The organism is Microbispora sp. H10885, from assembly GCF_014161415.1.
In the GTDB taxonomy this organism is placed as follows: Bacteria; Actinomycetota; Actinomycetes; order Streptosporangiales; family Streptosporangiaceae; genus Microbispora; species Microbispora triticiradicis.
Genome location: NZ_JABBWY010000012.1, coordinates 283,747 through 297,000, shown reverse-complemented (window position 1 = coordinate 297,000; position 13,254 = coordinate 283,747). Strand labels below are relative to the sequence as shown.

The 13,254-nt window shown below is 71.1% G+C and carries 14 protein-coding genes; 4 read left to right on the top strand and 10 right to left on the bottom strand.

The window, feature by feature from the left end:
• Positions 1 to 6: 6 nt before the first annotated feature.
• Positions 7 to 978 carry a helix-turn-helix transcriptional regulator gene (locus HHX37_RS29950; protein WP_182883835.1) on the bottom strand — a complete coding sequence of 324 codons (972 nt, stop codon included), beginning with the start codon at positions 976 to 978 and terminating at the stop codon, positions 7 to 9.
• A 90-nt stretch (positions 979 to 1,068) separates the two neighbouring features.
• Between HHX37_RS29950 and HHX37_RS29945 the strand changes: the two genes are divergently transcribed.
• Positions 1,069 to 1,473: a VOC family protein gene (locus tag HHX37_RS29945; protein ID WP_182887583.1), complete on the top strand. Its 405-nt coding sequence runs from the start codon at positions 1,069 to 1,071 to the stop codon at positions 1,471 to 1,473.
• Between the two features lie 13 nt (positions 1,474 to 1,486).
• On the opposite strand, the gene HHX37_RS29940 is transcribed toward HHX37_RS29945, so the two are convergent.
• From HHX37_RS29940 to HHX37_RS29915, 6 genes are read right to left on the bottom strand one after another with little or no spacing between them, the layout of a single operon-like run.
• On the bottom strand, positions 1,487 to 2,881 hold the full coding sequence (locus HHX37_RS29940; RefSeq protein ID WP_182887614.1) for an NAD(P)/FAD-dependent oxidoreductase: 1,395 nt from the start codon (positions 2,879 to 2,881) through the stop codon (positions 1,487 to 1,489).
• A 16-nt stretch (positions 2,882 to 2,897) separates the two neighbouring features.
• Entirely contained in the window at positions 2,898 to 3,689 is a 792-nt protein-coding gene (locus HHX37_RS29935; RefSeq protein WP_111701945.1) for an ABC transporter permease, read from the bottom strand.
• Positions 3,686 to 4,549, bottom strand: a complete 864-nt coding sequence (locus HHX37_RS29930) for an ABC transporter permease (protein WP_111701947.1) — start codon at positions 4,547 to 4,549, stop codon at positions 3,686 to 3,688. Before HHX37_RS29930 ends, HHX37_RS29935 begins: the two co-directional genes overlap by 4 nt.
• Positions 4,546 to 5,805, bottom strand: a complete 1,260-nt coding sequence (locus tag HHX37_RS29925; protein ID WP_182877513.1) for a polyamine ABC transporter substrate-binding protein — start codon at positions 5,803 to 5,805, stop codon at positions 4,546 to 4,548. The genes HHX37_RS29930 and HHX37_RS29925 overlap by 4 nt, the downstream gene beginning before the upstream one ends.
• 31 nt (positions 5,806 to 5,836) lie before the next feature.
• Entirely contained in the window at positions 5,837 to 6,982 is a 1,146-nt protein-coding gene (locus HHX37_RS29920; RefSeq protein WP_182887582.1) for an ABC transporter ATP-binding protein, read from the bottom strand.
• 52 nt (positions 6,983 to 7,034) lie between these two features.
• The gene (locus tag HHX37_RS29915; RefSeq protein ID WP_310738396.1) at positions 7,035 to 8,468 is read right to left on the bottom strand and encodes a gamma-aminobutyraldehyde dehydrogenase; all 1,434 of its coding nucleotides are present in this window, start codon (positions 8,466 to 8,468) and stop codon (positions 7,035 to 7,037) included.
• Between the two features lie 223 nt (positions 8,469 to 8,691).
• Here HHX37_RS29915 and HHX37_RS29910 point away from each other — a divergent pair, with 223 nt between their 5' ends.
• A complete protein-coding gene (locus HHX37_RS29910; protein WP_111701955.1) occupies positions 8,692 to 9,183 on the top strand; it encodes an Lrp/AsnC family transcriptional regulator in 492 nt (163 codons plus the stop codon).
• A 7-nt stretch (positions 9,184 to 9,190) separates the two neighbouring features.
• Here HHX37_RS29910 and HHX37_RS29905 read toward each other — a convergent pair whose 3' ends face one another.
• Both HHX37_RS29905 and HHX37_RS29900 read right to left on the bottom strand, forming a co-directional pair.
• A complete protein-coding gene (locus HHX37_RS29905; RefSeq protein WP_182883832.1) occupies positions 9,191 to 9,844 on the bottom strand; it encodes a cyclase family protein in 654 nt (217 codons plus the stop codon).
• Positions 9,845 to 9,888: 44 nt separating this feature from the next.
• Entirely contained in the window at positions 9,889 to 10,092 is a 204-nt protein-coding gene (locus tag HHX37_RS29900; protein WP_182887581.1) for a hypothetical protein, read from the bottom strand.
• A 92-nt stretch (positions 10,093 to 10,184) separates the two neighbouring features.
• Here HHX37_RS29900 and HHX37_RS29895 point away from each other — a divergent pair, with 92 nt between their 5' ends.
• Positions 10,185 to 11,708, top strand: a complete 1,524-nt coding sequence (locus HHX37_RS29895) for a PucR family transcriptional regulator (RefSeq protein ID WP_182887580.1) — start codon at positions 10,185 to 10,187, stop codon at positions 11,706 to 11,708.
• A gap of 77 nt (positions 11,709 to 11,785) precedes the next feature.
• Here HHX37_RS29895 and HHX37_RS29890 read toward each other — a convergent pair whose 3' ends face one another.
• Positions 11,786 to 12,682 carry a sigma-70 family RNA polymerase sigma factor gene (locus HHX37_RS29890; protein ID WP_182887579.1) on the bottom strand — a complete coding sequence of 299 codons (897 nt, stop codon included), beginning with the start codon at positions 12,680 to 12,682 and terminating at the stop codon, positions 11,786 to 11,788.
• A gap of 83 nt (positions 12,683 to 12,765) precedes the next feature.
• Between HHX37_RS29890 and HHX37_RS29885 the strand changes: the two genes are divergently transcribed.
• The gene (locus HHX37_RS29885) at positions 12,766 to 13,215 is read left to right on the top strand and encodes a carboxymuconolactone decarboxylase family protein (RefSeq protein WP_182883828.1); all 450 of its coding nucleotides are present in this window, start codon (positions 12,766 to 12,768) and stop codon (positions 13,213 to 13,215) included.
• The last annotated feature ends 39 nt before the right edge of the window (positions 13,216 to 13,254 follow it).

Genomic DNA, 13,254 nt, shown 5'->3' with positions numbered 1-13,254 from the left:
GCCGTGCTAGGCCGGCTCCCGTCCCGAGTTGCGGGCGACGAGTTCGGCGCCGATGCGGGCGAGCTCGTCCCGGACGGTGCTCGGCTCGACGACCTCGATCATGGCGCCCCACCCCGCGAGGTGACGGGCGACGTCCAGCGGGGTCGGGGCGGCGAGGCGCACCCGGACACGGCCCCGGCCCGCCTCGCCTTCGGTGTGGCAGTGCCGTCCGAACCGGTCGCGCAGGACCGGCACGAACCGCTCCTCGACGAGCACGGTCGCCCAGGTGCGCGAACGCCGCCGCTCGATCTCCTCGACGACCTCCTGCCAGGCGGCGGCGAGAACAAGGTCGGCGGGGCGTTCGGCGGTCTCGCCGGTCGCCTCGGCCCGGACGATCCTGTCGACGCGGAAGGTCCGCCGCCCCCGGTCGGTTCCCGCCAGCAGGTACCAGACGTCGTCCTTGTCGATCAGTCCCCACGGGTCGACCAGCCGCTCCGCGGGTTCCGCGTCCCTGCCGGCGTAGGTCAGGCGGACCCTGCGACGGCTCACCACGGCGGTCTGCAGCAGGTCGACCGTCGCGGGCCGCGGGCGGTCGCGTTCCCCCCACCGGACGGGATCGACCAGGGTCGCGTCGCGGGCGGCCTCGGCGTCGGCCCGGAAGGTCCGGGGCAGGGCCGCCAGGAGCTTGCGCAGCGCCGCTCCGGCCTCGGCCGGCCCCGACGCGGACGGCCCGGCCGTTGCCGGGCCGAGGAGCAGGAACAGCGCCTGTGCCTCGGCCGCCGACAGGCCGCTGAGGTCGGTACGGGCGCCGCCGACCAGCGACCAGCCGCCGCCACGTCCCGGCTGCGGATAGACCGGGACGCCCGCCGCCGACAGCGCCTCCAGGTCCCGGCGGGCGGTGGCCACGGACACCTCGAGTTCGGCGGCCAGCTCGGCCGCGGTCACCCGGCCGCGAGCCTGCATCAGCAGCAGGACGGCGACGAGACGGTCGGCGCGCATGGTTCCCGATTCTGCCCGGAAAAGTGCTCAGAAGGTGAGCACTTCAGCCCGGAGGATTGACGACATCACCCGTCGAGAAGGGAAACCCCGATGTTGCGAGGCCTCAGCACCGTCAGCTTCTACGCCGACGACGTCACCGCCGCCGCCCGCTGGTACGCCGGACTGCTCGGCGTCGAGCCGTACTTCACACGGTCCGTCGAGGGGACGCTCGCCTACGCCGAGTTCCGGATCGGCGACCACGAGGACGAGCTCGGCGTCGTCGACAGCCGCTTCGCCCCCCGCCCCCGGCCGGACGAGCCCGCGGGCGCGGTCGTCTACTGGCACGTGGACGACGTCGAGGCCGCCGTCGACCGGCTGCTCGCCCTCGGCGCCACGACGTACGAGAAGCCCGTGGAGCGCGGCCCGGGATTCGTCACCGCCTCCGTGGTCGATCCCTTCGGCAACGTCCTCGGCGTCATGTACAACCGGCACTTCCTGGAGGTCAGCGGCCGGTGACGCGGACGCCGCGTCAGGAGTCGAAGCCCACGCCGAAGGCGTCGAGGGTGCGCAGCCAGGCGTTGCGGCGGCCCTCGTGCTCGTCGGCGCGGGCGATGGCCCAGCGGGTGAGCTGGATGACGCCGGACCGCACCGGCTCGGGCGGGAAGGGCATCGGCTTGTGCCGCACCATCTCCAGCTCGGTCCGCTCGGTGAGACGCCCCTGGAGCAGGTCGAGCATGACGTTGGCGCCGAAGCGGGTCGCCCCCACGCCGAGACCGGTGTATCCGGCGGCGTAGGCGAGACGCGAGCCGTACGCCGTGCCGAAGAAGGCGCTGAACCGGCTGCAGGTGTCGATGACCCCGCCCCACCGGTGGGTGAAGCGCAGGCCGTGGAGCTGCGGGAACGTCTCGAAGAAGTGGGTGGCGAGCTTCTCGAAGGTGGCGTCGCGCTGGTCGTACTCCGCCCTGACCAGCCCGCCGTTGTGGTAGACGGCGTCGTAGCCGCCCCACAGGACGCGGTTGTCGTCGGTCAGGCGGTAGTAGTGGAACCGGTTGGCCGAGTCGCCGACGCCCTGGCGGTTCCGCCAGCCGATCTCCGCGAGCAGGTCGTCCGGCACCGGCTCGGTCATCAGCGCGTAGTCGTACACCGGCACCAGGAAGTGCCGGAGCCGGCGCAGCAGCGGCGGGAAGGCGCCGGTGCCGAGCGCCACCCGCCCGGCCCTGACCCGGCCCTTCGGCGTCCCCAGCTCCAGCGCCGGGCCGTCCTCGTGCAGCGAGCGCACCGGCGTGTGCTCGAAGACGCGCACGCCGAGCCGGACGCAGACGTCGCGCAGTCCCCAGGCGAGGCGTGCCGGGTCGACCATGGCGACGCCGTCCCGGTCCCACACCCCGCCGAGGTAGGTCGGGGAGTCGATCTCGGCTCGCACCCGCTCCCGGTCGAGCCGCTCCAGCCGCCCGCCGAGCGAGGCCGCCGCGCTGACGTCCTCGTCGAGCCCGGGGAGCTGCCACTCCTCGGTGGCGACGCGCAGCTCGCCGGTCCGCTCGAAGGAGCAGTCGACGCCGTGGCGGGAGAGCGTCCGCTCGATCTCGTCGAGGTTCTCCCGGCCGAGCCGCTCCAGCGTCGCGATCTCCGCCGGCCAGCGGTCCCGGCCGTTGCCGAGCCCGTGCGTCAGGCTCGCCGCGCAGAACCCGCCGTTGCGGCCGGAGGCGGCCCACCCGACCGCGCGGCCCTCCAGGAGGACCACGTCGAGCGAGGGGTCGCGCTCCTTGGCCATCAGGGCGGTCCACAGCCCGGTGAAGCCGCCGCCGACCACCGCGAGGTCCGCCGTGACGTCTCCGGTCAGCGGCGGCAGCGGCTCGGGTGCGAGCGGCCGGTCGAGCCAGTACGGCCTGCGCTCCGCGTCGGCGAGCGCCTTCGACGGAACCACGAATTCCACTTCCTTCTTAAGCGTTGGCGCGGCGGCGGGCCAGGAGGGCGTTGCCGAGGGCGATCAGCACACCGGCCGCGAAGATCAGCGTGCCCATGACGTTCACCTGCGGCGGGATGCCGACCCTGGTGGCGCCCCAGATCCACAGCGGGAACGTCACCGTGCCGCCGGAATTGAAGTTGGTGATGACGAAGTCGTCGATCGACAGCGCGAACGCCAGCATCGAGCCGGCCAGCACACCCGGGAAGATCATCGGCAGGGTGACCAGGCGGAACGTCGTCCACGGCCCCGCGCCGAGGTCGCGCGCCGCCTCCTCCAGGGAGGCGTCCAGCGTCATCACCCTGGCCCGCACGGTCACGGCCACGAACGAGATCGAGAACATGACGTGCGAGATCACGATCGTCCAGAACCCGAGCGGCACGGCGAGCGTGACGAACAGCGACAGCAGCGACGCGCCCATCACGATCTCGGCGCAGGAGATCGCCGCGAACATGACCAGGTTCATCGCCCCTGCCCCGCGGAAGCGGTAGCGGCCGAGCGCCAGCCCGATCAGCGACCCGAGCACCCCGGCGACCAGCATCGTCAGCACGGCGATGACCAGCGAGTTCACCAGGGCCTGGGTGAGGTCGCCGATCTCGAACAGCTTGCCGTACCACTTGAGCGTGAAGCCCTGCCAGCTCGTGTTGAACCGGCCGTGGGTGTCGTTGAAGCCGAAGAGGATCATGACGGCGATCGGCAGCACCAGCCACGCGATCACGAGCCAGGTGTAGATCTGCAGGAGGCGGCCCCGCAGCAGGCCACGCTTCATCGCGCCGCCACCTCCAGCACGTCCTCGGTGCCGAGCGCCCTCGCGTACGCGAAGATGCCCACCAGCAGCAGGGCCATCAGCGTGAACGACAGCGCCGAGGCGGTCGGGTAGTCCTGGTTGATCAGGAACTGGTTCTGGATGACGTTGCCGACCATCGTGTTGCTGGTGCCGCCGAGCACGGACGCGTTGACGTAGTCGGACGTGGCCGGGACGAACGTCATCAGCACCCCGGCGAAGACCCCCGGCAGCGACAGCGGCAGCACCACCCGCAGGAAGGTCTGCGCCTTGCTGGCGTACAGGTCCTGCGCGGCCTCCAGGACGCGCGGGTCGATCCGCTCCAGCGCGACGTACATCGGCAAGATCATGAACGGCAGGAAGTTGTACGCCAGGCCGCCGATCACCGCCGCGCTCGTGGCCAGGATGTGGAAGTCCTGCGGCACCAGCCCCGCCGACTTCAGCGGCCCGAGCAGCAGGCCGTTGTCGGACAGGAAGAACTGCCAGGAGATGGTGCGCAGCACGAACGACACGAGGAACGGCAGCAGCAGCATGAACAGGTAGACCGACTTGCGGCTACCCCCCTTGAAGGCGATCCAGTACGCCACGGGGAACCCGATGACGATCTGGATCAGGGTCGAGGCCAGGCCGTACACCAGGGACCGGATGATCTGGTCGTGGTAGGTGCTGATCCCGTCCACGTAGCTGTGCCAGTTGAACGTGAACGCGTAGCCGTTGACCACGTCGCCGGACTGCAGCGACAGCGACAGCATGACCACCGTCGGGATGACGAAGAAGATCGCCAGCCAGAGCGTGCCCGGGAAGAGCAGCGCGTACGGCGTCAGCGAAGCCCTGAGCCTGCTCATGCCGTCGTGATCGCCTGGAAGATGGACTCGAACTTCTTCTGCTCCTGCGGCGTCGCGAAGTTCTTGTAGCTGCGCAGCCTGGCGTAGTCGTCCTCGGTCGGGAACACCAGCTCGCTGCCCGCCACCGCGTCGAGGAGCTTCTTGTCCTCCCCGGTGGCCTTCGCGGCGTCGGCGGCGATGACGTCCTTGGCGGCCGGGACCGGGGTGACGTAGTTGATGTACTCCGCCAGCCGCCCGGCGACGTTCACGTCGTAGAAGAAGTCCATCAGCGTGATCGCGTCGACCGGGTTCGTCGCGGTCTTCGGGATCATCATGTTGTCGGTCCAGATGGTCGCGCCCTCCTTGGGGAGCACGAACTTCAGGTCCGTGCCGTCGGAGACGTTCTTCTGGAAGACGTCGCCCGACCACGCCATGGTGAGCCAGATGTCGCCCTTCGCCAGCGGGTCGATGTACGCCTGGTCGTAGTACTTGCGCACGATGCCGGCGTCGCGCTGCTCCCGGAGCTTGGCCGCGGCCTTCTCCCAGTCGGCCTCGGTCGACTTGTCGGGGTCGATGCCGAGCGCGAACAGGCCGAAGTTGGCGATCTCCTGGGAGTCGGACATCATGCCGACCTTGCCCTTGTACTTGGGGTTCCACAGGTCGGCCATGCTGGTCGGCGGCGTGTCGACGTACTTCGGGTTGTACGCGATGCCGGTCATGCCGGACGCCCACGGGATGCTGTAGACGTTGCCGGGGTCGAACGACTCGTTCTTGTACCGGTCGCCGGCGTTGGCCGCGAAGTTCGGCAGCTTGGAGTGGTCGAGCGGGACGAGGTAGCCGAGCTGCACGAGCTGGGTGAAGTGCAGGCCGTTGGTGACGACCATCAGGTCGTAGTCGATCGACTGCCCGGCCGCGAGCTGCGGCTGGATCTTGGCGAACCAGCTCGGGTTGTCCTGGATGACCTCCTTGTAGGTCACCGTGATCCCGGTCTGCTTGGTGAACTGCTTGAGCTCGGGCTGCTTGGGGTCCATGTAGAGCGGCCAGTTGGCGAAGTCCACGTGGCCGTTCCCGGTCTTGCCCGACCAGTACTTCTCCACCTCGGACTGGGCCTGCGCGGAGGAGGTCGGCTTGGCCGTGCCCTTGCCCTGCACGCCGCAGGCGGCGAGGGCGAGCCCGGCGGCCGACAGTCCCGCGAGCCGGAAGGCGTCGCGCCTGCCGAGCCGGCGCTGGGTCGTGCCGCGGAGGAAGGCGGGGTCCTGCCTGTGAGGATGGTTCATGGGGTTCGTGTGCTCCGGGGAGTTCGGGGTTTTACCTCAGCGCGTAGGAATGCCAGGGCTGCCAGGAGAGCCATACCTCGTCGCCGCGCTCGGCGGTGATCGTGCTGTCGTTCGCGTTCTGCTCGAACACCGTGATCTCGGCCCCGTCGCCGAGCACCACGACGTAGCTGTTGTACGTCCCGAGGTAGACGACCTCGGCCACGGTCCCCCGGACGACGCTCAGGTCGCCCTCCGGCTGCTCCTTGGCGAGTTTGATCTTCTCGGGGCGGACGGTGAGATCGACCGCCTGCCCGGCGGACAGCGCGCCGTCCGCGGGGATGAGGATGCGGTCGCTCGGGCCGAGGGCGAGCACGGCCGTGTCGCCGCTCACCTGCTGCACCGTGCCGCTGAACAGGTTGGAGGTGCCGATGAAGCCGGCGACGAACTTGCTGGCGGGCCGCTCGTAGATCTCGCGGGGTTCGGCGAGCTGCTCCACCAGGCCGTCGTTCATGACCGCGATGCGGTCGCTCATCGTCAGCGCCTCGCTCTGGTCGTGCGTCACGTAGACGAACGTGATCCCGACCTCGCGCTGGATGCGCTTGAGCTCGATCTGCATGGCCTGGCGGAGCTTGAGGTCGAGCGCGCCGAGCGGCTCGTCGAGCAGCAGCGCGCGGGGCCGGTTGACCAGCGCGCGGGCGAGCGCGACCCGCTGCTGCTGGCCGCCGGACATCTCCTTGGGACGGCGCTTCTCACGGCCGGTGAGGTCCACGACCTCCAGGATCTCGCCGACGCGGCGCGTGATCTCCGCGTCGGGGACCTTCTTGCGCCTGAGCCCGAACGCGACGTTGTCCCAGACGTTCATGTGCGGGAACAACGCGTACGACTGGAACACCATGTTGATGTCACGCTTGTTCGGCGGGACGTGCGTCACGTCCTCCCCGTGGAGCCTGACGACCCCCTGCGTGGGGTCCTCGAACCCGGCGATCATTCGCATACTGGTGGTCTTGCCGCAGCCGGAGGGCCCGAGGAGGGAGAAGAACTCCCCTTCCGCGATCGCGAGGCTCACGCCCTTGACCGCCCGTACGACCTCGCCGTGCGAGGTGTACTCCTTGACCACGTTGTCGAGTTCGATGGCGGGCACGCGGACTGATCCGGGGGCGGCGACCGCCGCCCCCGGGCCCGCCTGGATATCTGTCATTCCAGGCTTATCCCTCTTTATCGATAGGTCGTACGGCTCGCGCCGGGGGAACCTATTCGCCGATGTAGTGCATCACGTGCTTGACGCGGGTGTAGTCGTGCAGCCCGAAGACGGACAGGTCCTTGCCGTAACCCGAGTGCTTGAAGCCGCCGTGCGGCATCTCGGACACGAACGGGATGTGGGTGTTGACCCAGACCACGCCGAAGTCGAGGCGCTTGGACATCCGCATCGCGCGCCCGTGGTCGGAGGTCCAGACCGAGCCCGACAGGCCGTAGCGGACGCCGTTCGCCTTGGCCAGCGCGTCGGCCTCGTCGGTGAACGTCTGGACGGTGATGACGGGACCGAAGATCTCGTCCTGCACCATCTCGTCGTCCTGCCGCAGCCCGTCGACCACCGTGGGGGCGAAGAAGTAGCCCTTGTCGCCGACGCGGGCGCCGCCGGTGAGGACCTTCGCGTGCTCGGGCAGCCGCTCGAAGAACGACTCGACCCGGGCGAGCTGGTTGGCGTTGTTCAGCGGGCCGAAGTAGGCGTCCTCCTCGTCGAGCCCGCCCAGCTTGGTGGCGGCGGCGGCCTCGGTCAGCGCCGCGGCGAACTCGTCGTGGATGCTCTCGTGCACCAGCACCCGGCAGGCCGCGGTGCAGTCCTGGCCGGCGTTGTAGAGGGCCGCCCCGGCGATCCCCTCGGCGACGGCCCTGATGTCCTTCACGTCGTCGAAGACCACGACGGGGGCCTTGCCGCCCAGCTCCAGGTGGACCCGTTTGACGTCGTCGGCGGCGGTCTTCGCGACCGCCATGCCCGCGCCCACCGAGCCGGTGATCGCGACCATGCTCGCGGCCGGGTGACCGACCACCAGCGCGCCGGTCTCCCGGTCGCCGGTGACGACGTTGAAGACGCCGGCCGGCAGGACGTCGCCCAGGATCTCGGCCAGCTTCAGCGTGGAGGCCGGGGTGGTGTCGGACGGCTTGAGCACGACCGTGTTGCCGGCCGCGAGCGCGGGGGCGATCTTCCACACGGCCATCATCATCGGGTAGTTCCACGGCGTGACCTGGCCGATGACGCCGATCGGCTCGTGCCGGATGACGGAGGTGTGGTCGGCCATGAACTCGCCGGAGGTCGGGCCCTCCAGGGTGCGGGCCGCGCCCGCGAAGAAGCGGAAGTGGTCGGCGGCGACCGGGGTCTCGTCCTCGGCCATGCGCGCCCGGGGCTTGCCGGTGTTGCGGCACTCGGCCTCGTTGATCTCGTCGGCCCGGGCCTCGATCGCGTCGGCGACCTTCAGCAGCAGCGCCGCCCGCTCACCCGGCGTCGTCTGGCCCCACGTCTCGAAGGCGGCCGTCGCGGCGGCGTACGCGGCGTCGACGTCCTCCTGGGCCGACACCGGTGCCTGGGCGTAGACCTCTCCCGTCGTAGGGTCTACGACGTCGGAGAAACGGCCGCTCGCGGCGTCGACGAACTTCCCGTTCACGAAGTTCTGGAGACGGGTGGTCACCGTTGACCTCCTGTTGAGGTAGCTAGGATGTCGCGACTCTGACAGAGGAAAGAGCCTACGACAAGGGATTTCGTGGCTAAGATACCAAATTGCTACGGAATCGCTTGACGGAAGCGGTTGAGCTGACACCATGTCAGACCACGATCGCAACATGGCAAAAACGGTGCCGTAACACGAGGTCGGTAGGACCGACGCGCTCTCCAAGAGAGGACACCCCCCGAGGATGACGACTCCGCCTAGATCCCGCGCGGCTGCCGCGAAGGGCGGGCCGGTGGTGCTCGACGAGATCTCCAAGCAGATCATCGAGCAGCTTCAGACGGACGGGCGCAAGCCGTACGCCGCGATCGGCAAGGCCGTGGGCCTGTCGGAGGCGGCGGTGCGCCAGCGGGTGCAGCGCCTGCTGGATCTCGGCGTCATGCAGATCGTCGCCGTGACCGACCCGCTGACCCTGGGCTTCCCGCGCCAGGCGATGATCGGCATCAAGTGCGAGGGCGACCTGGAGCAGGTCGCCGACGAACTGTCGCAGATCCCCGAGATCGACTACGTCGTGCTCACGGCCGGCTCGGTGGACATCATGGTCGAGGTGGTCTGCGAGGGCGACACCCACCTGCTGGAGATCCTCGGCAAGATCCGGGCCATCTCCAGCGTCCGCGCCACCGAGACGTTCGTCTACCTCAAGCTGCACAAGCAGACCTACTCCTGGGGCACGCGCTGACCTCCGCCTAGCGCGTGACCGCGACGGCGCGTACGGGAGACCCGTCGGCCGCGTGGAGGCGCAGCGGCAGCAGGGAGACCTCGATCGGACGACCGGCGGCCTGGGCCTCCAGGAGCGGGCCGAGGTTGCGCAGGTTCTCCGCGATGACGGCGTGCGCGCCGCACAGCACGCGGTGCGCGGGCAGGTCGGCGGGAGCGGGAGTCGGGTCGACGCTGAGGGCGTCGACGCCGACGGTCCGCACGCCCGCGGCGACGATCAGGCGGGCCGTCTCCGCCTCCAGGTACGGGTGGGCCAGGTAGCCGGATGTGCCCCAGTGGGCGTCCCAGCCGGTGGCGACCAGCAACACGGTCCCCGGCCCGAGCCGCCCGCCGACCGGGCCGAGCATCGCGGGGGTGATCGGCGCGTGCGGCGGCAGGCCCCGGGCGTCGAGGACCGCCGCCGGGCCGAGGAACCGCTCCAGCGGCAGGTCGTCGAGCGTGGGCAGCGCGTCGTCGATGTGGCACGGCGCGTCCACGTGAGTGCCCGACTGCGACCCGAGGTGCAGGCGGAGCACGTTCACGCCCTCCTCCGCCACCGTGAGGGCGGGCGCGATCTCCACCTCCGGATCGCCGGGGTAGACGGGCATGCCGCTCTCGACGGGCACCGACAGGTCGACGATCATTGCTTCTCCCCGGCGTCAGGCCGTGCCCGGCGCGAGCAGGCCGATCAGATCGTAGGCCACGTCGAGCGTCGGTAGAGGTCCGTCCGGCGGTCGCGGTGGACGTCGTTGCGGGGGCCGGTGGCCTTGTCCCTCGCCCGGGCCAGGTCGCAGTCGGCCGTCAGCACGACGGGGCCGTCCGTCAGCACGGGCCCCGCGAGCGTACGCGGCGGTCCCGCCGGGGCGTCGATCAGGGTGGGGCGGCCGGTCATGCGTTCCTCCAGGTCAAGGGAGACCGCTTGGGTGTGCCCCACCCCTCCGAATAAGGACAATTGGGTCTATCACCAGAAATAGGCTCCACGATGTGGACACGCACACCACGGTGGAGGATCTGCTGCGCTCCCCCGCGCTGCAGCTGAGGGTCGTGGCCGGTGAGCGCGGCCTCGGCAGGTCGGTCTCCTGGGCACACGTGAGCGAGCTCGACGACCCGACCCCCTGGCTGCTCGGGGCCGAGGTCATCATGACGACCGGCATCGGCGTGCCGCGCGCCGCCGCCGCGCAGCGCGCGTACCTGGAACGGCTGGACGACGCGGGAGTGGCCGCGCTCGCGCTCAGCGCGGGCCTGCACGTGCCGCCGCTGCGCCGGGCCTTCCTCGACGCCGCCGAGGAGCGGGGGTTCCCGGTGCTGGAGGTGCCGCTGGCCGTGCCGTTCATCGCGATCGCGCAGGAGGTCGCGGCGGCCGTGCAGGAGGACGCCCGGCAGCGGCTGGGAGCACAGCTCCAGGTGTTCGGCGCGCTGCGCTGGCTCGCCTCGGAAGGGCTGGACACGGCCGGGCTGTTCCAGCGGCTCGAACGGCTGTCGGGGTACGCCATCCACCTGAGCACCCCGCAGGGGCGGCCGCTGCTGCCCGGCGTGCCCGCGCCCCCTCCCGGCGTACGGCTGCCCGCCTCGGCGGACGCGCCGCCGACCATCCCCGGCGGTTTCGCGCTCCCGGTCCCCGCGCCCGGCGGCCCGGCGGGATGGCTGGTGGCCTTCGAGCGGCAGGGCGCCCGCCCGGCCGGGCTGGCCGTGGTGCAGCACATCGCGACCGTCGCCGCGCTGCGGCTCGCGATGGTGCGCAGCCGGCGCGAGACGCTGCGGCGGCAGGGCGCGGAGACGCTGGCCGAACTGCTGCAGGACGTGCTCGACCCGGAGACCGCCCGGCGCAGGCTCGCCCTCATGGGCCTCCTCCCGGACATCGAGGTCGTGCTGCTCGTGGCGCGCGACGCCGAAGACGACGCCGTCGTGGGCGCCCTCGGCGAGCACCCCCACCTCATGCTCCGCCGGCACCGCGACCTGTACGTGCTGACGCCGGCCTCCGTGATCACCGGCGACGCGGGGACGGGCGCCGCACCGCGTGGGGAGGACGGCGGGGCGGGCGCCGGAGAGGCGGGGGCCGCGTTGCGGGAGATCCCGGGGATCGCGGCGGGCGTCAGCCGCCCGCTCCCGCCCGGCTCGTCGCTGCGGGTCGCCCAGCGCGAGGCGCTGTGGGCGGCCTCCCGCGCCGCCGAGTCCGGCCGGCCGCTGGTGACGTACGGCGAGGACACCACGGGCCGGTGGCTGCCGGACGACGTGGGCGTGCTGGCCGCCCTGGTCGAGCACGTGCTCGGCGACGCCCTGCGGTACGACACCGCGCACGGATCGGACCTGGTCGCGTCGGTGCGGACCTGGATGGAACGCGACCGCCGCGTCGACGACGCCGCGCGGGCCCTGCACGTCCACCCCAACACGCTGGCGTACCGGCTGCGCCGGTTCGGCGCGCTGACCGGCCGCGACCTGTCGGCGACCGGCGACTTCGCCGAGGTGTGGCTCGCCATCCGCGCCGCCTCCCAGCTCGGCGGACTCTAGGACCGGTACGGACTTCGGTCTCCACGACGGCTTCGCGGGCCCGGGTGGCCCACGGTGCCGCGATCTCATGCGGTAACTCACCCCGGATCCGGGAGATCCGCCGACGCGAGCCTGGCCGGGTCGATGACGGTGGAGATGGCCACGATCCGGCCGTCGACGACGGTGAACGCCATGACCGAGAGCGGAGTCCCGTCCTCGCGCCAGGAGACGAATCCGGGAAGGCCGTTGACGAGCACCGCTCGCCCTCGCGCGGCCGCGCCGGCGGCGACTCGCGCGGTCGCGCCCGCGGCGACCTTGGTGGCGCCGAGGACGACGACCACACCGTCGGAGGTGTCGACGGTCAGCTTCACCTCGGGGTCGAGCACGCGCAGCAGCCCCTCGAAATCGCCGCGGTGGGCCGCCGCCAGGAAGGCCTGGACCACCTCGCGCTGTTCCCGTCCGGCGGCCCTCGGCCGTCCGGGCTCCTGAGGGTTCGCCCGCACCTTCCCGCGGGCGCGGCTGGCGAGCATCTTGGCGGCGTCGGCGGACCTGCCGAGAATCCGGCCGATCTCGTCGAACGGCACCGCGAACAGGTCGTGCAGCACGAACGCCAGCCGCTCGCTCGGCCGGAGCGACTCCAGGACGACCAGGAGCGCGACCCCGACCGAGTCGGCGAGCGCCACGTCGTCCTCCGGCGCAAGGCCGTCGTCGGCCGTCACCACGAGTTCGGCCAGCCGGTCGTCGTAGGACGCCTCGGGGCGGGCCCGGCGCGACCGCAGGACATCCAGGCTGATCCGGCCGACCACCGTGGTCAGCCAGCCGTCGAGGTTGTCGATGCTCTCGGTGCCCTGACGGGAGAGCCGCAGCCAGGCCTCCTGGACCACGTCCTCGGCGTCGGCCCGCGAGCCGAGCATGCGGTAGGCGACCGCGCGCAGCCGGTCGCGCTGGGCCTCGAACGCCTCGCCCACCGGGTCGGCCGGGTTGGTGTCGGACATGTTGTTACCTTCCTCGAATCCGCCACGTCATGGGTGATGACGCGCCCGGACGGGCGCGGGTAACCGATGAAGGGGCGACACCGATGGAAGCACGCATGAAGAGCCGGGCGAATCCCGACGTGACGACGGCGATCCAGCACCTCTACAAGGCGATTCACGCCAGTGGCGTCGAGCCGCGCGTGCTCGACCTGGTCCACCTGCGGGCCAGCCAGATCAACGGCTGCAGCCCGTGCGTCTTCGCCGGGGTCGCGGCGGCCAGGAAGCACGGGGAGACCGACGAGCGGCTGCACAACGTGGTCGCGTGGCGCGAGACGCCCTTCTTCACCGAGGCGGAGCGAGCCGCGCTCGCGCTGACCGAGGCCGCCACCCGGATCCAGGACGGCGCGCCGGGTGTGACCGACGAGATCTGGGACGCCGCCGCCGCGCACTTCGACGAGGCGCAGCTGTCCGCGATCAATCTGGAGATCGCGCTGACCAACTTCTTCAACCGGATCAACCGTACGGTCCGGGAGCAGGCCGGCAAGAGCTGGTGAGCCGGGCGGGGCGTCGTCCGTCCGGAGGCCGCGGCCTCC